The organism is Burkholderia sp. D-99, assembly GCF_011605345.1.
Taxonomy (GTDB): domain Bacteria; phylum Pseudomonadota; class Gammaproteobacteria; order Burkholderiales; family Burkholderiaceae; genus Burkholderia.
Genome location: NZ_JAAOXM010000001.1, coordinates 1,172,006 through 1,192,883 on the forward strand (window position 1 = coordinate 1,172,006; position 20,878 = coordinate 1,192,883).

Annotated in this window: 14 protein-coding genes; 9 read left to right on the top strand and 5 right to left on the bottom strand. The window is 67.0% G+C overall.

Annotated features, from left to right (window positions below; genetic code table 11):
- Positions 1 to 102 precede the first annotated feature (102 nt).
- Positions 103 to 786 carry an alpha/beta hydrolase gene (locus tag HAV18_RS05120; protein ID WP_166953399.1) on the top strand — a complete coding sequence of 228 codons (684 nt, stop codon included), beginning with the start codon at positions 103 to 105 and terminating at the stop codon, positions 784 to 786.
- A gap of 47 nt (positions 787 to 833) precedes the next feature.
- Here HAV18_RS05120 and HAV18_RS05125 read toward each other — a convergent pair whose 3' ends face one another.
- Both HAV18_RS05125 and HAV18_RS05130 read right to left on the bottom strand, forming a co-directional pair.
- On the bottom strand, positions 834 to 2,345 hold the full coding sequence (locus HAV18_RS05125; protein ID WP_166953401.1) for an amino acid permease: 1,512 nt from the start codon (positions 2,343 to 2,345) through the stop codon (positions 834 to 836).
- Between the two features lie 106 nt (positions 2,346 to 2,451).
- Positions 2,452 to 3,858, bottom strand: a complete 1,407-nt coding sequence (locus HAV18_RS05130) for an aspartate ammonia-lyase (protein WP_166953403.1) — start codon at positions 3,856 to 3,858, stop codon at positions 2,452 to 2,454.
- Positions 3,859 to 3,999: 141 nt separating this feature from the next.
- On the opposite strand from HAV18_RS05130, the gene HAV18_RS05135 reads away from it, so the two are divergent.
- Complete coding sequence (locus HAV18_RS05135; protein ID WP_166953405.1) at positions 4,000 to 4,974, top strand: LysR family transcriptional regulator; 975 nt, start codon at positions 4,000 to 4,002, stop codon at positions 4,972 to 4,974.
- Between the two features lie 101 nt (positions 4,975 to 5,075).
- Here HAV18_RS05135 and HAV18_RS05140 read toward each other — a convergent pair whose 3' ends face one another.
- Entirely contained in the window at positions 5,076 to 6,140 is a 1,065-nt protein-coding gene (locus HAV18_RS05140) for an asparaginase (protein WP_166953407.1), read from the bottom strand.
- A gap of 323 nt (positions 6,141 to 6,463) precedes the next feature.
- Between HAV18_RS05140 and HAV18_RS05145 the strand changes: the two genes are divergently transcribed.
- Complete coding sequence (locus tag HAV18_RS05145) at positions 6,464 to 8,704, top strand: TonB-dependent siderophore receptor (protein WP_166953409.1); 2,241 nt, start codon at positions 6,464 to 6,466, stop codon at positions 8,702 to 8,704.
- A gap of 45 nt (positions 8,705 to 8,749) precedes the next feature.
- On the opposite strand, the gene phnY is transcribed toward HAV18_RS05145, so the two are convergent.
- Both phnY and HAV18_RS05155 read right to left on the bottom strand, forming a co-directional pair.
- Positions 8,750 to 10,204, bottom strand: a complete 1,455-nt coding sequence (gene phnY, locus HAV18_RS05150) for a phosphonoacetaldehyde dehydrogenase (RefSeq protein WP_166953412.1) — start codon at positions 10,202 to 10,204, stop codon at positions 8,750 to 8,752.
- A 59-nt stretch (positions 10,205 to 10,263) separates the two neighbouring features.
- Positions 10,264 to 10,602, bottom strand: a complete 339-nt coding sequence (locus HAV18_RS05155) for a GNAT family N-acetyltransferase (RefSeq protein WP_166953414.1) — start codon at positions 10,600 to 10,602, stop codon at positions 10,264 to 10,266.
- A gap of 270 nt (positions 10,603 to 10,872) precedes the next feature.
- Between HAV18_RS05155 and HAV18_RS05160 the strand changes: the two genes are divergently transcribed.
- From HAV18_RS05160 to HAV18_RS05185, 6 genes are all read left to right on the top strand, one after another.
- Complete coding sequence (locus HAV18_RS05160) at positions 10,873 to 12,396, top strand: PLP-dependent aminotransferase family protein (RefSeq protein WP_166953416.1); 1,524 nt, start codon at positions 10,873 to 10,875, stop codon at positions 12,394 to 12,396.
- Between the two features lie 830 nt (positions 12,397 to 13,226).
- Positions 13,227 to 16,121 (top strand): GH92 family glycosyl hydrolase, encoded by a 2,895-nt coding sequence (locus HAV18_RS05165; protein WP_243771539.1) that lies wholly within the window; start codon positions 13,227 to 13,229, stop codon positions 16,119 to 16,121.
- A 398-nt stretch (positions 16,122 to 16,519) separates the two neighbouring features.
- A complete protein-coding gene (locus HAV18_RS05170) occupies positions 16,520 to 16,918 on the top strand; it encodes a nuclear transport factor 2 family protein (protein ID WP_166953420.1) in 399 nt (132 codons plus the stop codon).
- Positions 16,919 to 17,089: 171 nt separating this feature from the next.
- Positions 17,090 to 18,907, top strand: coding sequence for a sulfoacetaldehyde acetyltransferase (gene xsc / locus HAV18_RS05175; RefSeq protein WP_166953422.1), 1,818 nt, complete (start codon positions 17,090 to 17,092; stop codon positions 18,905 to 18,907).
- Between the two features lie 118 nt (positions 18,908 to 19,025).
- Positions 19,026 to 20,060 carry a phosphate acetyltransferase gene (gene pta, locus HAV18_RS05180; protein WP_166953424.1) on the top strand — a complete coding sequence of 345 codons (1,035 nt, stop codon included), beginning with the start codon at positions 19,026 to 19,028 and terminating at the stop codon, positions 20,058 to 20,060.
- Positions 20,057 to 20,824: a sulfite exporter TauE/SafE family protein gene (locus HAV18_RS05185; protein WP_166953426.1), complete on the top strand. Its 768-nt coding sequence runs from the start codon at positions 20,057 to 20,059 to the stop codon at positions 20,822 to 20,824. The genes pta and HAV18_RS05185 overlap by 4 nt, the downstream gene beginning before the upstream one ends.
- Positions 20,825 to 20,878: the final 54 nt, after the last annotated feature.

Genomic DNA, 20,878 nt, shown 5'->3' on the forward strand with positions numbered 1-20,878 from the left:
GGATTCATTCCCGTCAGGAAACAATCAATCGCACACCGGCGATTCACCTCCCTGCCCGCACGCTCTAGACTGTCGCATCGCTTCTCATCCCGGATTCACGCAATGACCGACGTCCTGCCGCTGACCACCGACCCCGAATCGGGCCTCAAATACCGGCTGCGCCCGGCTGCCGGCCGCCCCGTTGCCCGCCTGTTGCTGCTGCATGGCGTCGGCGGCAACGAAACCAACCTGCTGAACGTGGCCGGCGTCATCGATCCGCGCATCGAAATCGCGTTCCTGCGCGGTCCGCTCACGTTCGGGCCCAACCAGCACGCCTGGTTTCCGGTGCGTTTCGGCCCGAACGGCCCCGAAATCGACGCGGCCCGCGCGGACGAAAGCCGCATCCAGCTGATCACGCTGCTGCGTGCCTTCCGCTCCCGCGATAACGCGGACTCCGCGTTGCCGACCGTGATCGCCGGCTTCAGCCAGGGCGGCATCATGAGCGCGGGCGTCGGCCTCACGTCGCCGGCCGACGTGACCGCGTTCGCCGTGCTGTGCGGACGCATCCTGCCCGAAATCGATCCGCTGATCGCGCCGCGCGATGCGCTTCGCCCGCTCCACGCGCTGATCGTGCACGGGCGCTTCGACGACAAGCTGCCCGTCTCGTGGGCCGACACCGCCGATGCGAAGCTCACGGCGCTCGGCGTCGCACACGATACGCGGCTGTACGAGGCCGGCCACGAATTGACCGCGGAAATGGCCGGCGATTTCGGCCGCTGGGTTGGCGAACGCACCGGCTTGAACTGACTGCACCGGCGCGCCGGCCGCGAACGGGCCGGCGCCGGTGCGTTCCGTCAGGCGCCCCGCGCCGAATCTGCGACAGCACCCGTACCCGCGGACGCACGCGCATCCGCCGCCAGCTCACGCGCGGCACCGCGCTTCGCCAGCTTCCACCCGACCACCAGCGCGAGCACGACAACCGGAATCGTCGCGATGGTCCACGTGCCGCCCGGATAGTCGAACGCCATCAGCACCAGCACGCCGACGAGGAAGGCCAGCGTGAGCCACGACGTGAACGGCGCGCCGGGCATCCGGAACGACACGGCCTTCAGCTCGCCGCGATCGACCGCGCGGCGGAACAGGATCTGGCACATCACGATGAAGCCCCACGTCGTGATGATCCCGAGCGACGCCATGTTCAGCACGATCTCGAACGCCTGCGCCGGGACGATGTAGTTCAACGGCACGCCGATCGCATTGATCGCGACCGTGATCAGGATCCCGCCGTACGGCACGCCGCGTGCGTTCATCCGCGACACGAAGCGCGGCGCCGATCCGCCCATCGCGAGCGAACGCAGCACGCGCCCGGTCGAATAGAGGCCGGAGTTCAGGCTCGACAGCGCGGCCGTCAGCACCACGACGTTCATCACGGTACCGACGTACGGCACGCCGAGCTTGCTGAAGAACGTGACGAACGGGCTTTCGTGCGAGCTGTACGCCGTCCACGGCAGCAGCATCGTCAACAGCACGACGGAGCCGACATAGAACAGCGCAATGCGCCACATCACGCTGTTGATGGCTTTCGGCAACACCTTGCGCGCATCGGCCGTCTCGCCCGCCGCGACGCCGACGAGCTCGATGCTCGCGTACGCGAACACGACACCCTGCACGATCAGGACGGCCGGCAGGATGCCGTGCGGAAAGATCCCGCCGTGATCCGCGACCAGGTGCAGCCCCGGCATCTGGCCGGCGACCGGATGGCCGCTCGCGAGGAACACGGCGCCCACCGCGAGGAACACCGCGAGCGTCCCCACCTTGACGAGCGAGAACCAGAACTCCATCTCGCCGAACACCTTCACGCCGATCATGTTCATCACCGACACGATCCCGAGCGCACCGAGCGCGAACACCCACTGCGGCACGTCCGTGAACACGGCCCAGTACTTCATGTAGATCGCGACCGCCGTGATGTCGACGATGCCGGTCGTCGCCCAGTTCAGGTAGTACATCCAGCCCGCGACGAACGATGCGCGCTCGCCCATGAACTCCCGCGCGTACGACACGAAGCTGCCGCTGGTCGGCCGGTGCATCACGAGCTCGCCGAGCGCGCGCATGATCAGGAACGCGAACACGCCGCAGACGAGATACACGATCGCGAGCGCAGGCCCCGCGCTCTGCAGGCGTCCACCCGCACCGAGAAAGAGGCCGGTGCCGATCGCGCCGCCCATCGCGATCATCTGCACGTGCCGCGGCTTCAACTGCTTCGCGTAACCGGCTTCGTGCGACGCGAACATCGCATCGGGGTCGGCATGACGGGAATCCGCGCCGCCGGCCGGACCGGCCGGGCGCTCGCTGTTGTGTTTCATCGTGAGTCTCCGTTGTTTCTTGATGTGTCGCGCCCCGCGCGGGGGCGTTTATCGAATGATGGCGCGCAGGGCGCTCATGGCATGCACCGGCGCCCCACGGCCGGCGTCAAAGCACGCGCGGCCGGATCAGCGCTTCGGGCCGAAGCGCCTCGTCGACCTGCGCATCGGTCATCCACTCGCGCTCCAGCACGACCTCGCGAATCGACTTGCCGGTCGCGTGCGCTTCGGTCGCCACGTCGGTCGCGCGCTTGTAGCCGATATACGGATTCAGCGCGGTCGCGAGCGCGACCGAGCGCTCCATCGTTTCGCGCAGCCGCTCGGGATTCGCGGTGATTCCGCTCACGCAGCGCTGCGCAAGCGTCGTGCAGGCAGCCGTCAGATGGCTGAAGCTGCGGAACAGCGCGCTGGCGATCACCGGCTCGAACGCGTTGAGCTGGAGCTGTCCCGCCTCGGCGGCGAAGGTCACGGTCAGGTCGTTGCCGAACACCTCGAACGCGACCTGGTTGACGACTTCCGGGATCACCGGATTCACCTTGCCGGGCATGATCGACGAGCCGGCCTGCACCGGCGGCAGGTTGATCTCGCCGAACCCCGCGCGCGGGCCGCTCGACAGCAGTCGCAGGTCGTTGCAGATCTTCGACAGCTTCACGGCGATCCGCTTGAGCACCCCCGAGACCTGCACGAACGCGCCGCAATCCTGCGTCGCTTCGATCAGGTTCGGCGCGGTGCTCAGGTCGAGCCCGGTAATGCGCCGCAGTGCCGCCAGCGCCTTCTCCGCGTACTGCGGATGCGCGGTGATCCCCGTGCCGATCGCGGTCGCGCCGAGGTTGATCTCGCGAATCAGCCAGCCGGCTTCCTGCAGGCGCGCAATGTCTTCCGTCAGCATCACCGCGTAGGTCGAGAATTCCTGGCCGAGCGTCATCGGCACCGCGTCCTGCAATTGCGTGCGGCCGAGCTTCAGCAAGCCGGAGAACGCGTCGGCCCGCTCCGCGAACGCATCGCGCAGGCGCGCCATCGCTTCGAGCAGGTGCTCGACCGCGAAGCAGGTCGCGACCCGGATCGCGGTCGGATAGACGTCGTTGGTGCTCTGCGCGAGATTGACGTGTTCGTTCGGATGCAGGTATTCGTACTGCCCGCGCGCGTGCCCCATGAGTTCGAGCGCGCGGTTGCAGATCACCTCGTTCGCGTTCATGTTGGTCGACGTGCCGGCCCCGCCCTGGATCACGTCGACGACGAACTGGTCATGCAGGCGCCCTTCGCGAATCTCGACGCATGCGGCGGCGATCGCATCGCGGTACGGCTGCGGCAGCAGCCCGAGCTCGCAGTTCGCGTCGGCCGCGGCCTCCTTCACGGCGGCAAGCGCCATCACGAGGTACGGCAGCGACGCGATGGTGCGCCCCGAGATGTCGAAATTCTCTTTCGCGCGCAGCGTATGGACGCCGTAGTAGGCGTCATCCGGAATGCTTCGTTTACCTAAAAGATCCGCTTCGACGCGGAAGCCGTTTTCTGTCATCGTGCCCTCCTGAATGTCTCGTGCCGCTCGTCGTCCGTCGCTTCCCGACGCGACGGGTTCGCATTCTATGCCTTTGCAAAAACAAGCTCGAATCTGTATTATCGAAAGCGGTTTTGCGTGGGACGCAACAGCGAGAATCGAATGAAGAAAAGCGCGAGAGAAACCGGCATCGATCACATGGGCGCGATGCGCGCGTTCGTGAAAGTGGTCGAAACGGGGAGTTTTTCGGCGGTCGCGAAGGAGATGCACGTGTCGACGTCGACGGTCGCGCGCAAGGTCACGGCGATCGAGGAGGCGCTCGGCGTCGCGCTGCTGCACCGCTCGACGCACAGCGTCACGCTGACCGAAGCCGGCCACATCTACCTGGAACGCGCGGTCACGCTGATCGCCGATCTCGACGATACGCTGCGCGTCGTCGCCGAGCTGAACGCGCAGCCGAGCGGCCCGCTGAAGCTCACCGCGCCGGTTGCGTTCGGCCGCCGCCATCTCGCCCCGCTGGTCGCACCGTTTCTCGCGCGCTACCCGACGATCCAGCTCGACGTGCGGCTCACCGACAACCACAACGACCTCGTGGCCGGCGGCTTCGATCTCGACATTCACGAAGGCGAGAACTACCTGGACAACCTCGTCGTCCACCGCCTGTCGCGCAACGACAGCATCCTGTGCGCGACGCCCGGCTATCTCGACCGCTGCGGGCGCCCGTCCACGCCGGACGATCTCAAGCAACACAACTGCCTGCGCTACGTGCACCCCGAAGGCGATCCGCGCTGGGATCTCGTGAAAGGCGACGCGCATCACAGCCTGCTGCCGGCCGGCAACCTCGTCACCGATCATTCCGAGCTGCTGCTCGAAGCGACCTGCGCGGGGCTCGGCATCGCGGAGTTCGAGATCTGGCTGGTGCGCGACTTGCTCGCGAGCGGGCGGCTCGAAGCCGTGCTGCCGCGCTACCGGCTGCAGAACCGGCTGACGGGCGAATACATCTACATCGCGTATCTGGCGAACCGGCGCAGCTCGGCGAAGCTGCGCGTGCTGAAGGACTTTCTCGCGGAACACCTCGCGCACATCGGCGAGCTGTCGGCGCTGGAACTGACGAAGATTCGCGGCGCAAGCGCGTAGCGCCCGCGCCCGCGTTCACGCCCGCACCAGCCGGCAGGCATCCGCACGCCGCCGCGCACGGCCCGGGTCGCGGGCCGGCGGCAGCGGCGCATCCGCACCGCTCAGGCCGGCTGCAATTCGAACGGGAACGTGGCGTGCCCGATCTCGACGCCCTGCGTGTTGAGCATTGGCGGCCGATGGAAGCCGGCCAGTTGCGCGCGCTGCCCGGCCGTGCCGATCTGCAGCCGCTCGAGGAGTTCGCTGACGACCATGTACAGCACGTCGAGATTGCCGTCCTCGATCTTCACCGAGATGCCGAGCGCGCCATCGGCGCCAAGCTGCCGCGTGCGCGCCGACGCCCGCACGCCGATCCCATAGCACGCATCGGCGCCGAGCTTGCCGACCACCTGCCCGTCGAACGCGTTCATCAGCACCGTGCAGTAGCGCCCGTCGCCGGCCACCAGCTCCGGATAGGCGGTCATCGCACGATGAATGCGCGCCAGCGCGCGCACGCGATCGCTGATTGCGTCACCGCCCGCCTCCACCGTATCCGCGCCGTCGGCCAGCGATGCGTAGAGACGCGCGAGCCGGTCCAGCGCAAACGCCGGCGTCGGCAGGTTGCACCCGTCGATCGCCCAGCCCACTTCATCGTCGCGCAGCCCGCACGCATCGGCCACCACCTGTTTCACGCGCACCTGCATCGGATGCTCGGGCAGATGGTAATCGGCGATCGCGGCGCCGATCGCCTGCGCACCGGCCAGCATCCCGACATGCTTGCCCGAACAGTTGCTGCACATGCCGGTCGGCGTGTAGTCGCGCTTGATCCACGCGCGGTACACCGCGTCGGACAACGGCGGATGGCCGCCGCAACGCAAATCCGATTCGTGCGCGGCGACCTTGGCGAGCATCGCGCGCGTGCGTTCGATGTGCCGATCCTCGCTGCTGTGCGACGCACACATCAGCGCGATGTCCGCATCGTCTAAGCCAAAGCGTTCGGGCGCGCCCGTCTCGATCACCGACAGCGCCTGGGCCGGCTTGGCCGCCGATCGCGCGAGCGTCATCCGGAACGGATCGCCGAACCGGGCCAGCAGCCTGCCGCGTGCATCGACCACAGCCACATGGGCGACGTGCGTGTTCTCGATCGCCTGACCGCGGTACGTGACGACTGCCGGGTGTTGGGTGTCCATCGTGTGTTGTCTCCTTGCTCGGGGCCTGCTTGCCGGGGCCCGTCCAACCGGTACGGCAGTGTATCGAGTCACCGCCGCCGCACACCGGCCGGGCGATGGAAAGCGGTGTTGCACGCGACGCAAAGGCAATCGCGCCCCCACGAAAACCTGACTGAATTAGTACAAGAACCATTCGATCGTTTACAGAATTGGTACCAATCCGTACAATTGCGACCGCAAACGCGAATCATACGCATTTACATTGACGTTTTCCGATGTTCCGCGCTGCCTGGACGGCATCGAGAAAACGCGCCCGCTCACCGAACCTTCTGCTGCCTCTCGATATGCCCGCCCAGTTCAAGACGAGGCCTCGTGCCCTCGTATCGGCGCTGACCTGCTCCGTTTTCCTGACGCCGCTGCTCGCCTCCGCCGAAACCGCCCCGGCTCCCGCCCCCGTTACCGACCAGCCGGCCCCGTCCGCCGACGTGCAGGCGACGCTGCCGACGATCACGATCCAGTCGTCCGCACCATCGGACCTGCAGGTGAAGCGCTCGCCGTCGTACAAGTTCACCGCGCCGCTGCTCGACACGCCGCGTTCGGTCACGGTGATCCCCGAGCAACTGATCAAGGAAAAGAACGTCACGTCGTTCGCGGACGCGCTGCGCTCGGTGCCGGGCATCACGTTCCTCGGCGGCGATGCGGCCGCGAACCCGTCGGCCGACCGTCCGGTGATCCGCGGCTTCGAATCGCGCAACTCGATCTTCGTCGACGGCATGCGCGACTCGGGGCTGCAGAACCGCGAAACGTTCGCGGTCGAGCAGATCAGCGTGATCAAGGGTCCCGACTCGGTCTACGCGGGCCGCGGCTCGGTGGGCGGCAGCATCGACATCGTCACGAAGACGCCGAAGAACGACAACTTCATCAACAGCAGCATCGGCTTCGGCACCGACGGCTACAAGCGCGCGACCGTCGATGCGAACCACAAGATCAACGACACGACGGCCGTGCGCCTGAACGTGATGGGTCACGACGCGAACCAGGCCGGCCGCAACGACGTGTACAACAAGCGCTGGGGGGTCGCGCCGTCGATCGTGTTCGGGCTGAACACGCCGACCACGGTCACGGTCAGCTACTACCACCTGAACTCGTACGACATGCCGGACTTCAGCGTGCCGTTCCGCGCGTCGGGCGGCACGCCGGTGCCGACCGATCGTGGCCAGTTCTTCGGGCTGAACACGCGCGACTACCGCTACGGGCAGACCGACACCGCCGAAGTGCGCGTCGAGCACAAGCTCAACGACGACTGGAAGCTGAAGAACACGACGATGTTCGGCCGCTCGACGCTCGATTACGTCGCGACGAATCCGCAGATCCTCGCGTCGAACCCGAACATGCTGAGCCTGCAGGCGAAGAGCGGCAAGTACGCGCTCAACGGCTTCTCGAACCAGACCGAAGTGACCGGCAGCGCGAGCCTGTTCGGCATGAAGCACACGATGACGGCCGGCGTCGAGTTCAGCCATGAGCAGGCACGTTACGAGGGCTACCTGGTGTCGGATTCGGCCGGCAACAACATCCGCTCGGGCGGCCCGTGCTCGGTGGCCGGCAACTGCACGCCGCTCGCGGGCGGCTGGAACCCGAACATGCCGTGGACCGGCAACATCGTGCTGAACGGAGACAAGGGCTTCCCCGGCGCGACGACGAACACGCGCACCGATACGGTTTCCGCGTACATCTTCGATACCGTGAAGCTGTCCGAGCGCTGGCAGTTCAACACGGGGCTGCGCTTCGACCGCTACGACACGACCGGCAAGCAGGCCGGCGTCGCCGACCTGTCGAACACGTCGAACCTGTTCAGCTACCAGTTCGGCCTCGTGTTCAAGCCGGTGAGCAACGTGAGCCTGTATGCGTCGTACGGCACGTCGTCGAACCCGCCGGGTTCGAACGGCGGCCTCGGCGGCGGCACCGACCAGATCACCGCGACCAACCAGGATCTCGCACCGGAGCGCTCGCGCAACATCGAGATCGGCGCGAAGTGGGACGTGCTGCAGGACCAGCTGTCGCTGACCTCCGCGCTGTTCCAGACCGAAAAGACCAACGCGCGCGTGAGCGACGGCCTCGGTCACACGGTCAACGCGGGCAAGCAGCGCGTGCGCGGTTTCGAATTCGGTTTCGCGGGCAACATGACGCCGAAGTGGCACGTGTTCGGCGGCTACTCGTACCTGAACGCGATCACGACCGACGCGGGCCCCGGCAGCCCGGGCGCATCGGGCCTGCCGATGGTGATGGTGCCGAAACACAACTTCACGCTGTGGACGAGCTACGACGTGATGCCGAAGCTCACGCTCGGCGCCGGTGCGACGGTGATGAGCCAGACCTATGCGTCGGTATCCGCGACGACGAAGAAATGGACGCCCGGCTATGCACGCTTCGACGCGGCCGCGACGTGGCGCGTGAACAAGACGATGGACGTTCAACTGAACGTGCAGAACCTGTTCGACAAGAAGTATTACGCGAGCGCGTACCCGATCTACGCGACGTGGGCGCCGGGCCGTTCGGCGATGGTCACGCTCAACTTCTATCAGTAATGCGGTTCGCGGCGGGAGGGCGCGATGCGCCCTTCCCCGCCTCGCTCACCACGGCAGCGAATACGTCTTCACGTTCGTGAAGCTCTTCATCGCTTCCTGCACGCCTTCCTTGTAGCCCAGCCCCGAATCCTTCATGCCGCCGAACGGCGTGACTTCGAGCCGATAGCCCGGTACTTCGCGCACGTTCACGCTGCCGACTTCCAGCTCGGTGATGAAACGCGTGATGTGGTCGAAGCGGTTCGTGCACACCGACGACGACAGCGCATAGTCGGTGCTGTTCGACATCCGGATCGCTTCGTCGATGTCGCAAAAGCGCATGATCGGCGACACGGGGCCGAAGGTTTCGTATTTCACGAGCGGCATGTCGGGCGTCACGCGATCGATCACCGTCGGCGAATACAGTGCGCCGTCGCGCACGTTGCCGACCAGCAGCCGCGCACCGCGCGCGATCGCATCGTTCACCTGCTGCTCGCAGAACTTCGCGGCGGCCTCGTCGATCACGGTGCCCATGTCGACCGACGGATCGGACGGGTTACCGTACGACCACGCGCGCGTTTTTTCGACAACCAGCTCGGTGAAGCGATCGGCCACCGACTCGTGCACGAGCATCCGCTTGATCGCGGTGCAGCGCTGCCCCGAGTTCTTGTATGAACCCGACACCGCGAGCGTGCTCGCTTCGTCGAGATCGGCGTCTTCCATCACGATGATCGGATCGTTGCCGCCGAGTTCGAGCACCGCGCGCCGGTAGCCCATCCGCGACGCGATCGACTTGCCGATCGATACGCCGCCTGTGAACGTGATCAGGTCGATCGCCGGGTTCGTGATCAGCTCGTCGGCGATCTCCTGCGGATCGCCGGTGATCACTTGCAGCATCTGCGGCGGCAGGCCGGCTTCGTACAGGATGTCCGCGAACAGGTAACACGACAGCGGCACCTTCTCAGACGGCTTCACGACGATCCGGTTGTTGGTCGCGACCGACGGCACGATCTTGTGCGCGACCTGGTTCATCGGGTGGTTGAACGGCGTGATCGCCGAGATCACACCGAGCAGCGGATCGCGCTGCGTGTACACGCGGCGCTTCTTGCCGTGCGGTGTCAGGTCGCACGAGAAGATCTGCCCGTCGTCCTTCAGCACTTCGCCGGCGCCGAACGTCAGCACGTCGGCCACGCGGCCCGCTTCGTACGTCGAGTCCTTGATGCACAACCCGGCCTCGGCCGTGATCAGCGCCGCGATCTCGGCGGTGCGCCCGCGCACGATGTCGGCCGCACGGCGCAGGATCGCCGCGCGATCGTGACGCGTGAGCGTCGGCCGGTAGGCACGCGCGGCCGCGAACGCGCGGCGCACGTCGTCCAGCGTCGCCTTCGGCACGGTGCCGACCAGCGAACCGTCGTACGGGTTGCGCACGTCGATCACTGCGTCGCGCCACACGCGCTGCCCGTCGATGCGCAACGCTTCGTGCCGCACGTCGGATGCGGGAATCGGCTTCAGGACCGTGCTCATGTCGTCTCCGTTTTCGTGCTGCGTGATCGTCGCCACGCTATCGGGTGTCGCGGCGCGCACTAGCGCACCACGACCAGCCCTTCGTATTCGAGGCAGCGGCACAACGTCGCCCATGCCGGCGTATCGGGCCATTCACGCGCGCGGGCATCGATGCGAATCGGCCGCCCGAATTCGCGCGATGCACATGCCAGCAGCGTGTGCGCGATGCCGCTGCGCCGGTAGGCGGGTTCGACGTACAGCCGCGTGAGCGACGGCGATCGCGCGGCACCGGCGCCGCCGTCGATACCGAGTTCGCCGATCGCCTCGTCGTCGCGATACGCGACCGCCGTCGCACGCACATCGTCGAACACGATACGAATCACGCGCTCGCAGCGATCCCTGAACACGACGACATGCATGGCGCCCCCTTCTCCGCATCACGATGCAGACGAACGCGATGCGCGCACGCCCTCCTGCGCCCGCGTACCGGGGAGTTATCCGGATCGTCCAGGGGCGACGAGTTGAGTATCGTCTTGCCACGTCGGCGCGCAGTAGTGCCAGACGACACCTTTCATTGAGTCCACATCCGCGGCGCGACGCGCGTATTCTCGCGACACCGCGCCTCTCGCAGGCCGCGTGCACACCACACGCACCGCCTCGCGTTTCCCGTACCGATCACAGGAGGAAGCATGCCGAGTCGTACCCCGACCGCCCTATGGGCCCAGCAGTTCCGGCGGTCGTCGGCGTCGAGCCTGCAGGACCAGATCCGGCGGATGCTCGTGGCCGCGATCCTCGACGGCCAGCTCGCGCCCGATGCCGCGCTGCCGTCGAGCCGCGAGCTCGCCGACCAGCTCGGCGTCGCGCGCAACACCGTCGTGCTCGCGTACCAGATGCTCGTCGAAGAGGGTTATCTGATCTCGCGCGAACGCAGCGGGCACTTCGTGAACCCGAAGATGCTGGAGGGCGTGCCCGGCTTCGCAACCGCCAAGCCCGGCGAGAAGCCGGACGACAACGACACGCCGGGCCGCCCCGCGTGGGAGAAGCGCATCGCGCATCCGCCGTCGAAGCAGCGCAACATCGTGAAGCCCGCGAACTGGCAGCACTACGAATTTCCGTTCATCTACGGGCAGTTCGACCAGTCGCTGTTTCCGACCAACGATTGGCGCGAATGCTGCCTGAAGGCGCTGTCGGTGATGGAGATCCGAAACTGGGCGCCCGACCTGATCGAGCGCGACGACGAATCGCTGATCCAGCAGATCCGCACGCGCGTGCTGCCGCGGCGCGGCGTGTTCGCGATGCCCGACGAGATCGTCATCACGAACGGCTGCCAGCAGGCGCTGTACCTGATCGCGGACCTGCTGTGCGGCAAGCACACGACGGTCGGCTTCGAGAATCCCGGCTATCCCGACGCACGCAACATCTTCGAGAACCGCAACGCGCGGCTGCTGCCGCTGCCCGTCGACGGCCAAGGGATCGCACCCGACACGCTCGGCGATACGCTGTCGCGCTGCGACTACGTGTACGTGACGCCGAGCCACCAGTGCCCGACCACCGCGACGATGCCGGTCGAACGCCGCCGCGCGTTGCTCGATTGCGCGCAGCAGCACGATTTCGTGATCATCGAGGACGACTACGAAAGCGAGAACACGTTCTCCGGCACCCCGCATCCGGCGTTGAAGAGCCTCGACACGGCCGACCGCGTGATCTACGTCGGCAGCCTGTCGAAGACGTTCGCGCCGGGGCTGCGGCTCGGCTACGTGGTCGGGCCGCGCGAGCTGATCCGCGAGCTGCGCGCGCTGCGGCGGCTGATGGTGCGCCATCCGGTCGCGTACATCCAGCGCGCGTTCGCGACCTTTCTCGCGCTCGGTCATCACGACGCGCTGCTGCGCCGCCTCGCGCATGCGTACAGCGAGCGCTCGCAGGCGCTGATGGCCGCGCTCGATGCGCATCTGCCGGAAGCGCGGCATGTGCGTGTGACGGGCGGTGCGTCGTGCTGGGTCGAGGGGCCGCCGTGGCTCGATGCCACGCGCCTCGCGACCGACACGCAGGAGGCCGGCATCCTCATCGAGCCAGGGAACGTGTTCTTCATGGAGGACACGGGCGACGCGCGCCGCTGCTTCCGGATGGGGTTCTCGGCGATCCCGCTCGAGCGGATCGAGCCCGGCGTGCGGGCGCTGGCGGAATGCATGCGGGCGCAGAAGCCGGGCGCCTGAGTGGATGCGGACAGGTGTCGCGCAGCGGATCGCGCGACCGCCCTCGCGCCTCGCGTCTCGTGCCTCGTGCCTCGTGCCTCGCGTCTCGCGTCTCGTGCCTCGCGTCTCGTGCCTCGTGCGTCGTGCCTCGTGCGTCGTGCGTCGTGCGTCGTGCCTCGTGCCTCGTGCCTCGTGCCTCGTGCCTCGTGCCTCGTGCCTCGCGCCTCGCGCCTCGCGTCTCGCGTCTCGCGTCTCGCGTCTCGCGTCTCGCGTCTCGCGTCTCGCGTCTCGCGTCTCGCGCCTCGTGCCTCGCGTCTCGCGTCTCGTGCCTCGTGCCTCGCGTCTCGCGTCTCGTGCCTCGTGCGTCGTGCACAATCACGCATTCCGGCAACGATTTCGACTATCGTTGCACCGGAAGCATGCCGTCGGTGTCGCGCGAGTCGCTCCCGTGCGACACGCGCAGATGCCCATCGTAACGATCGATCTGCCCTGCGGGGCAACTTGCGGCCCCGCGCCTGCGGACTGCCTATCGAGTACCGGCTGCCTTCACGCGAGCACGCAACATGCATCGATTCGATCGGCACGTTGTTGCTCTCCTTGTCGAAGCGCACTGCGCTCGCCACTCGCCCTCCGAGTCTCCCCGCCAATAAGGCGCCAACGTCGCCTCATCGTTTCCATTCGTTTAGTAAATCTAATAAAAACATTACAAATCCGTTATTCGGATTGACAACAAATTCATACGAATTCTAGTGTTACGACGCAACACGACAGCAACAACCCACAGCGATCCCGGGATTCGATCGTCGGGATCGTCAAGGCAAAAGATGCATCTCCGACTGGAGGGGGCGATCATGAATCGATTCACGACGCTCGCGGCGTTGCTGGCCGCGGCGTGCGCATTGAGCGGGTGTGGAGGCGGTGACGGCAGCGACGGAACGGCGGCCTCGATATTGGCCGCACATCTGGCGGAATCGTCGGCCGGTGCGGCCGACACGACCAAGCTCGACGACAACCGCAGCCTGTCGCTGACGCAATATGTCGATCCGCTGATCGGCACACTTGCGAGCAATTCGCCGAATCCGGTGCCGGCAGGACAGGCCGGCAGCGTCGTGCCGGCCGCCGGGCTGCCGTCGGGCATGGTGCAATGGTCGCCCGACACCAACACCACGCCGGCGCCGAACGACAGCAAGGAACCGAACTCGCCGGCCGGCTACTACTACGACATCCACTCGATCCAGGGTTTCAGCGTCACGCACATGCCAGGCGCCGGCTGCAGCGGCAACAACGGCGAATTCCCGGTCATGCCGACCACCGACGCGACGCAGCTCGTCCCGACCTTCAGTCATGCGAACGAAACGGCCCGGCCCGGCTACTATTCGGTCCTGCTCGATTCGCAGATCAAGGTGGAACTGACCGCCACCCTGCGCACCGGCTTCGGCCGGTTCACCTACCCGGCCGGCAAACCTGCGCTGCTGGTGCTCGACGCGACACGCACCAATACGAAGACCTCGACCACCGGCGCGATCACACAGGTTTCCGACAGCGCCATCTCGGGCAGCACGATCGGCGGCGGCTTCTGCGGCAACTCGGTGCCGGTACCCGTCTACTTCTATGCCGCGTTCGACCAGGCCTTCACGTCGGCGTCGATTTCGCATGGCGTGGCCCAGCTCGGCTTCAGCCCCGGCCAGGCAGTCAGGATGAAGATCGGCATTTCGTACGTCAGCGTCGCCAACGCAAAGGCCAACCTCGACGCGGAAAATCGCGACTGGGATTTCGAGGGCGTGCGTACGCAGGCGGACCGCACCTGGAACGACCGCCTCAACGCGATCCGCGTGGCGGGCGGCACGCTCGACGCGAAGAAGAAGTTCTACACGGCGCTCTATCACGCGCTGTGGGCGCCCAGTACCTTCAGCGACGTGAACGGCCAGTACATCGGCTTCGACAACACCGTGCATCAGGTCGCCAACGGCCAGAAGGCGCAGTATTCGTCGTTCTCGGGCTGGGACATCTACCGCTCGCTGATCCAGCTCAAGTCGATCCTCAACCCGTCCGAGACCAGCGACATGATCCAGTCGCTGATCAACGACGCCGACCAGTGCGGCGCGATTCCGCACTGGGTCAACGACAACGTCGAGGACGGCGTGATGCCGGGCGATGCCGGCTCGCTGATCGTCTCGAGCGCCTATGCATTCGGCGCCCGGCGCTTCGATACGCGCGCCGCGCTGCAGCACATGGTGAAGATGGCGAACATCCCCGGCACCGCGTGCAACAACGTGACCACCAACGGCGGCCGCGCGAGCTACCTGCAGGGCGGCTACATCACCGGCGGCGAGTGGGGCCAGGCTTCGTCGACGCTCGAATACACGAGCAGCGACTTCGCGATCTCGCGCTTTGCCGGCGCACTCGGCGATACCGCCACGCAACGCATGCTGCTGAGCCGCTCGGCCTACTGGCAGAACCTGCTCAATACCGCGCTGACGCCGCCGCTGATCGCGGCGCGGCAATCGAACGGCGCGTGGATACCCGAAACGCCGAGCAGCGGCGACAACTACGTGGAGGGCAACGCCGAACAGTACACGTGGATGGTGCCGTACGACGCGGCCGGCCTGTTCGCGCAGCTGGGCGGCAATACGGCCGTGACGTCGCGGCTCGACCAGTTCTTCACGGTGCTCAATGCCGGCATGAGCCTGCCGAATTTCTACATGGGCAACGAGCCGACCTTCGAGGTACCGTGGCTCTACAACTGGGCCGCACAACCGTCGGGCACGCAGCGCGTGGTGCAGCAGATCCTCGCCAGCGCGTTCGGCACAGGCCCCGACGGCCTGCCGGGCAACGACGACCTCGGCGCCGTGTCGGGCTGGTACGTGTGGGGCGCGCTGGGCCTGTACCCGCAGATCCCCGGCGTGGCGGGCCTGGCGATCGGCAGCCCGCAGTTCCCGCAGATCGACGTGCGGCTCGGCAACGGCCGCACCTGGCGGATCCGTGCCGAGGGCGCGCCGGCCTCGAACTATGTGCAGTCGCTGTCGATCAACGGCCGCGCCCACCCCGCCGCGTGGGTCGCGTACGACGACATCGCCAATGGTGCGACGCTGCACTTCGCGATGGGCAGCGCACCGTCGCAATGGGGCGCGCAGACCCAGCCGCCGTCGTTCGGCGTGCCGGTGGCGGTCAACGCGGCCGACAGCTACAACAACCGCGGCTTCAGCACGGATGGCGCGACCAATACCGACGGCCAGGGCGCGGACTTCGACGGCAGCCTGTTCAGCTACTCGATCAATGCGCTGGGCGCGGCGGGCGTGCAGCCGGGCAAGCCGTTCGCGGTGGCCGGCGCCACCGTGACGGTGGCGGGCGGGCCGCTCTCGCTCGACAACACCGTGACCGTCGGCCAGACCGTGATGCTGCCGCCCGGATCGGCCGGCACCGGTGTCGTGGTGCTCGGTTCGGCCAACAACGGCCCGAGCAGCGGCACCGCGCAGCTGAACTTCGCGGACGGGTCGAGCCAGGCCGTCACACTGGCCTTCGACGACTGGACCCTGAACGGCGGCAGTGCGAGCCCAGGCTCGACGGTGGCCGTCACGATGGCCTACCGCAATGCCGGCAACGGCCAGCAGGACAACGTCAAGACCTACATCTTCGCGCAGAAGATTCCCGTGCCGCCCGGCAAGGTGGTGACGAGCATCGTGCTGCCGCGGCAGGTCAGCGCCGGCAAGATGCACGTGTTCGGTATCGGCATGGCGGCATCGTGATGGCCGCATGAACGGCGGGGGTACGTCGCGCGCGGCGATGTACCCCCGGACGCCTTCTGCTTGCCCGCGTCGCGCGACGTGAAAACCGCCGGGTCGAAGCGGGTTCGCTCCCGATGCCGGTCGAATCCCCCTTCCGCCACTTTCCGGGCACGCCACGCTCACCGACCTGATTCCCCGTCGCGTCATGCGAGACGTTACGAAATCGGATCAAGCTGCGCGTCCCGCCACGTCGGGAACGCCATGAACGGGCGAACGTGCCCGGCGTCCGCCACTGGCCCAACCGAATCCCCCGAACTGGCGCTACCGCCAAAAACGAGCGCTCACTAACGTGTCGATACCGCGTGCCGCATGCGCGCCAGCGCCTTGCGCACCGCCCATCATTCGACAGGAGACACGTTATGTCCGACACGCTCACCGCCCCCGTCACGGCCGCCACGCTCGCGGCGTTTTCCGATGCATTCAACCGGCATGACGCGAATGCGCTGATGGGTTTCATGACCGAGGACTGCGTCTTCGACGCAGCCGGCGGCCCCGACATCCACGGTACGCGTTTCGTCGGCCGCGACGCCGTGCGCGCCGCGTTCGAAGCCGTGTTCAAGACCTTCCCCGACGCGCACTGGGGCCATGGCCGTCACACCGTCACCGGCGAGCGCGGCGTTTCCGAGTGGGTGTTCACCGGCACACACGCCGAAGGCTGGCGCATCGAGGCCGAAGGCTGCGACCTGTTCGAATTCCGCGACGGGCTGATCGCCGTCAAGCGCGCATTCCGCAAGGAACGGCCGAAGCAGCCGGCCTGAGCGCGCTCCTCGCGCGCCAATCACGTCACCCTGCCTGGCGCGCATTTTGAAACGAATCGATTCATTTCATTCCACATTCCCCAACGACAGGCGGAATGGCTTGACCGGCTTTCCCCAGCAAATAGCATCTGGAACAAGACGTTCCATTAATTGAACAATCGGAGACAACCCATGAGCGAACAATCCACTTCCCTGCGTGCATCGACCAGCGGCCCGCAGGACATGACGCCGTCCGAAGCCTTCGTCGAGACCCTCGCGGCCAACGGCGTGACCGACATGTTCGGCATCATGGGCTCCGCGTTCATGGATGCGATGGACATCTTCGCGCCGGCCGGCATCCGCCTGATCCCGGTCGTGCACGAACAGGGCGCGGGCCACATGGCCGACGGCTATGCACGCGTGTCGGGCCGCCACGGCGTCGTGATCGGCCAGAACGGCCCCGGCATCAGCAACTGCGTGACGGCGATCGCGGCCGCGTACTGGGCACATAGCCCGGTCGTGATCGTCACGCCGGAAGCCGGCACGATGGGCATCGGCCTCGGCGGCTTCCAGGAAGCGAACCAACTGCCGATGTTCCAGGAATTCACGAAGTACCAGGGCCACGTCACGCACCCGGCGCGGATGGCCGAATTCACCGCGCGCTGCTTCGACCGCGCGCAGGCCGAGATGGGCCCGACGCAGCTGAACATCCCGCGCGACTACTTCTACGGCAAGGTCAGGGTCGAGATTCCGCAACCGCGCCGGCTCGATCGCGGCGCCGGCGGCGAACAGAGCCTGGACGACGCGGCCGCACTGATCGCGCAGGCGAAGTTCCCGGTGATCATCTCGGGCGGCGGCGTCGTGATGGCCGACGCGATCGAGGAATGCAAGGCGCTCGCCGAACGGCTCGGCGCACCGGTCGTCAACAGCTACCTGCACAACGACTCGTTCCCGGCGAACCATCCGCTGTGGTGCGGCCCGCTCGGCTACCAGGGCTCGAAGGCCGCGATGAAACTGCTGTCGCGCGCGGACGTCGTAATCGCGCTCGGCTCGCGCCTCGGGCCGTTCGGCACGCTGCCGCAGCACGGGATGGACTACTGGCCGAAGGACGCGAAGATCATCCAGATCGACGCCGACCACAAGATGCTCGGCCTCGTGAAAAAGATCTCGGTCGGCATCTGCGGCGATGCGAAGGCTGCGGCCGTCGCACTCACGCAGCGCCTTGAAGGCCGCACGCTCGCAAGCGACGGCTCGCGCGGCGATCGCGCCGACCAGATCGCGACCGAAAAGGCCGCGTGGGAAAAGGAACTCGACGACTGGACGCACGAGCGCGACGCATACAGCCTCGACATGATCGACGAGCAGAAGCACGAGAAACCGTTCAGCGGTGGCCAGTACCTGCATCCGCGCCAGGTGCTGCGCGAGCTTGAAAAAGCGATGCCCGAGGACGTGATGGTGTCGACCGACATCGGCAACATCAACTCGGTCGCGAACAGCTACCTGCGCTTCAACAAGCCGCGCAGCTTCTTCGCGGCGATGAGCTGGGGCAACTGCGGTTATGCGTTCCCGACGATCATCGGCGCGAAGGTCGCCGCACCGCACCGTCCGGCCGTGTCGTATGCGGGCGACGGCGCGTGGGGCATGAGCCTGATGGAAACGATGACCTGCGTGCGCCACAACATCCCGGTGACGGCCGTCGTGTTCCACAACCGTCAATGGGGCGCGGAGAAGAAGAACCAGGTCGACTTCTACAACCGTCGTTTCGTCGCGGGCGAACTCGACAACCAGAGCTTCGCGGCGATCGCGCGTGCGATGGGCGCCGAAGGGATCACGGTCGATCGCCTCGAGGACGTCGGCCCCGCGCTCAAGCGTGCGATCGACATGCAGATGAACGAAGGCAAGACCACGATCATCGAGATCATGTGCACGCGCGAACTCGGCGATCCGTTCCGCCGCGATGCGCTGTCGAAGCCGGTGCGCATGCTCGACAAGTACAAGGACTACGTGTGATGCCGCGTCGCTGACGCAAACGCTTCAGGCCGCGCGCATCGCCGCACGGCCTGAACCCGGCCGGACGCCGTGCCCCGTGCGGGCCGCCGCATCCGGCCTTTTTTACTTCGAATTCCCGATGAAAGCCCTCGACCGCATTCTCGAATCCGCGCGCCGCCAGCCGATGCGCATCGCGTTGTGCGAAGCCGACGATCCGCGCGTGCTGCAGGCCGCCGCACGCGCGACGCGCGACGGCATCGCCCGCATCGTGCTCGTCGGCAACCGTTCGGCGATCCATGCGGCGGCCGCACGCGACGCGATCGACCTCGATGGCATGACGCTCGTCGATCCGGCTACCGCCCCGCAACGCGATGCGTATGCCGACGCGCTGCATGCGCTGCGCGCCAAAAAAGGCATGACCGCCGACGCAGCACGCGACGCCGTGCGCGACCCGTTGACCTGCGCGAACCTGATGGTGCGGCTCGGCGACGCGGACGGCTCGGTCGCGGGCGCCGTGCATGCGACCGCCGACGTCGTGCGCGCCGCGATCCAGCTGATCGGCGTCGATCCGGCGTTCCGGATCGTGTCGAGTTTCTTCCTGATGATGCTGTGCGAGCCGTTCCACACGATCAAGGGCGGGCTGATCTTCTCCGACTGCGCGCTCGTCGTCGATCCGGATGCCGATCAACTCGCCGAAATCGCGATGGCCGCCGCCGACAGCGCGCACGCGCTGCTCGGCGAGGCGCCGCGCGTCGCGATGCTGTCGTTCTCGACGAGCGGCAGCGCGCATCACGCGGCGGTCGACAAGGTGACGGCTGCGACCGCGCTGGTGCGCGAACGGCGCCCCGCCCTCGCGATCGACGGCGACGTGCAGCTAGACGCGGCGATCGTCGCGGAGATCGCCGAGCGCAAGATCGCGCATTCGCAGGTGGGCGGCCACGCGAACGTGCTCGTGTTCCCGAGCCTCGAAGCCGGCAACATCGGCTACAAGCTCGCCGAGCGGATCGGCCGCGCGAAGGCCGTCGGCCCGCTGCTGCAAGGCTTGCGCCGGCCCGCGAACGACCTGTCGCGCGGCTGCAGCGCCGACGACGTGTATCACGTGATCGCGGCGACCACCGTGCAGGCGCAGGCGGCCGCGCAGCGCGCCGCGACCGGCGAGGCCGCGCACGCATGACGGCCGACAAACTGGCGATCCTGATCGCGGTGATCGGCGCCGGCAGCTACTTCCAGACCGTCACCGGCTTCGGGCTCGGGATGATCGTGATGGGCGCGACGAGCGGCTTCGGGCTTGCGCCGCTCGCCACCGTCGCCACGCTGATGAGCGTCGTGTCGCTCGCGAACGGCGCGGCCGCGCTGCCCGGCCGGCTGCATCACATCGACTGGCGCGCAGTGGGCGCGGCGACGCTCGGCATCCTGCCGTCGGTCGTCGCCGGCGTGCTGCTGCTCGAATGCCTGAGCCGCTCGGCGGCCGACCTGCTGCAACTGATCCTCGGCGCGGTCGTGCTGTACGGCGGCCTGAGCGCGGCGCTGCGCCCGACGCCGCTCACGGCGCGCTCGGACAACCGCAGCTTCTTCGTCAGCGGCCTGTTCGGCGGGCTGCTGAGCGGGATGTTCGGCGTGTCGGGGCCGCCGCTGATCTTCCAGTTCTACCGGCAACCGTTGACGCTCGTGCAGATCCGCTGCGCGCTGATCGTGCTGTTCACGACGACCTCGGCCACGCGCGTGCTGTACAGCGCATGCGAAGGCCAGCTCGATCGTGACATCTGGCTGCTGGCCGCGATCGCGACGCCGGTCGTGATGCTGACGACGGTCGCCGCGCGCCACTACCCGCCGCCGCTGTCGCCGGTCGCGTTGCGCCGGCTCGCGTTCGGCGTGCTGATGGCGATCGGCATCGGGCTGATCGCGACGTCGCTGCCGACGCTGCTACGCGGCGTGTAGTGCCGCGCCACGCGCACCGCATCGAGCCGCACTGCGCGGCATTCGGCCGCGACG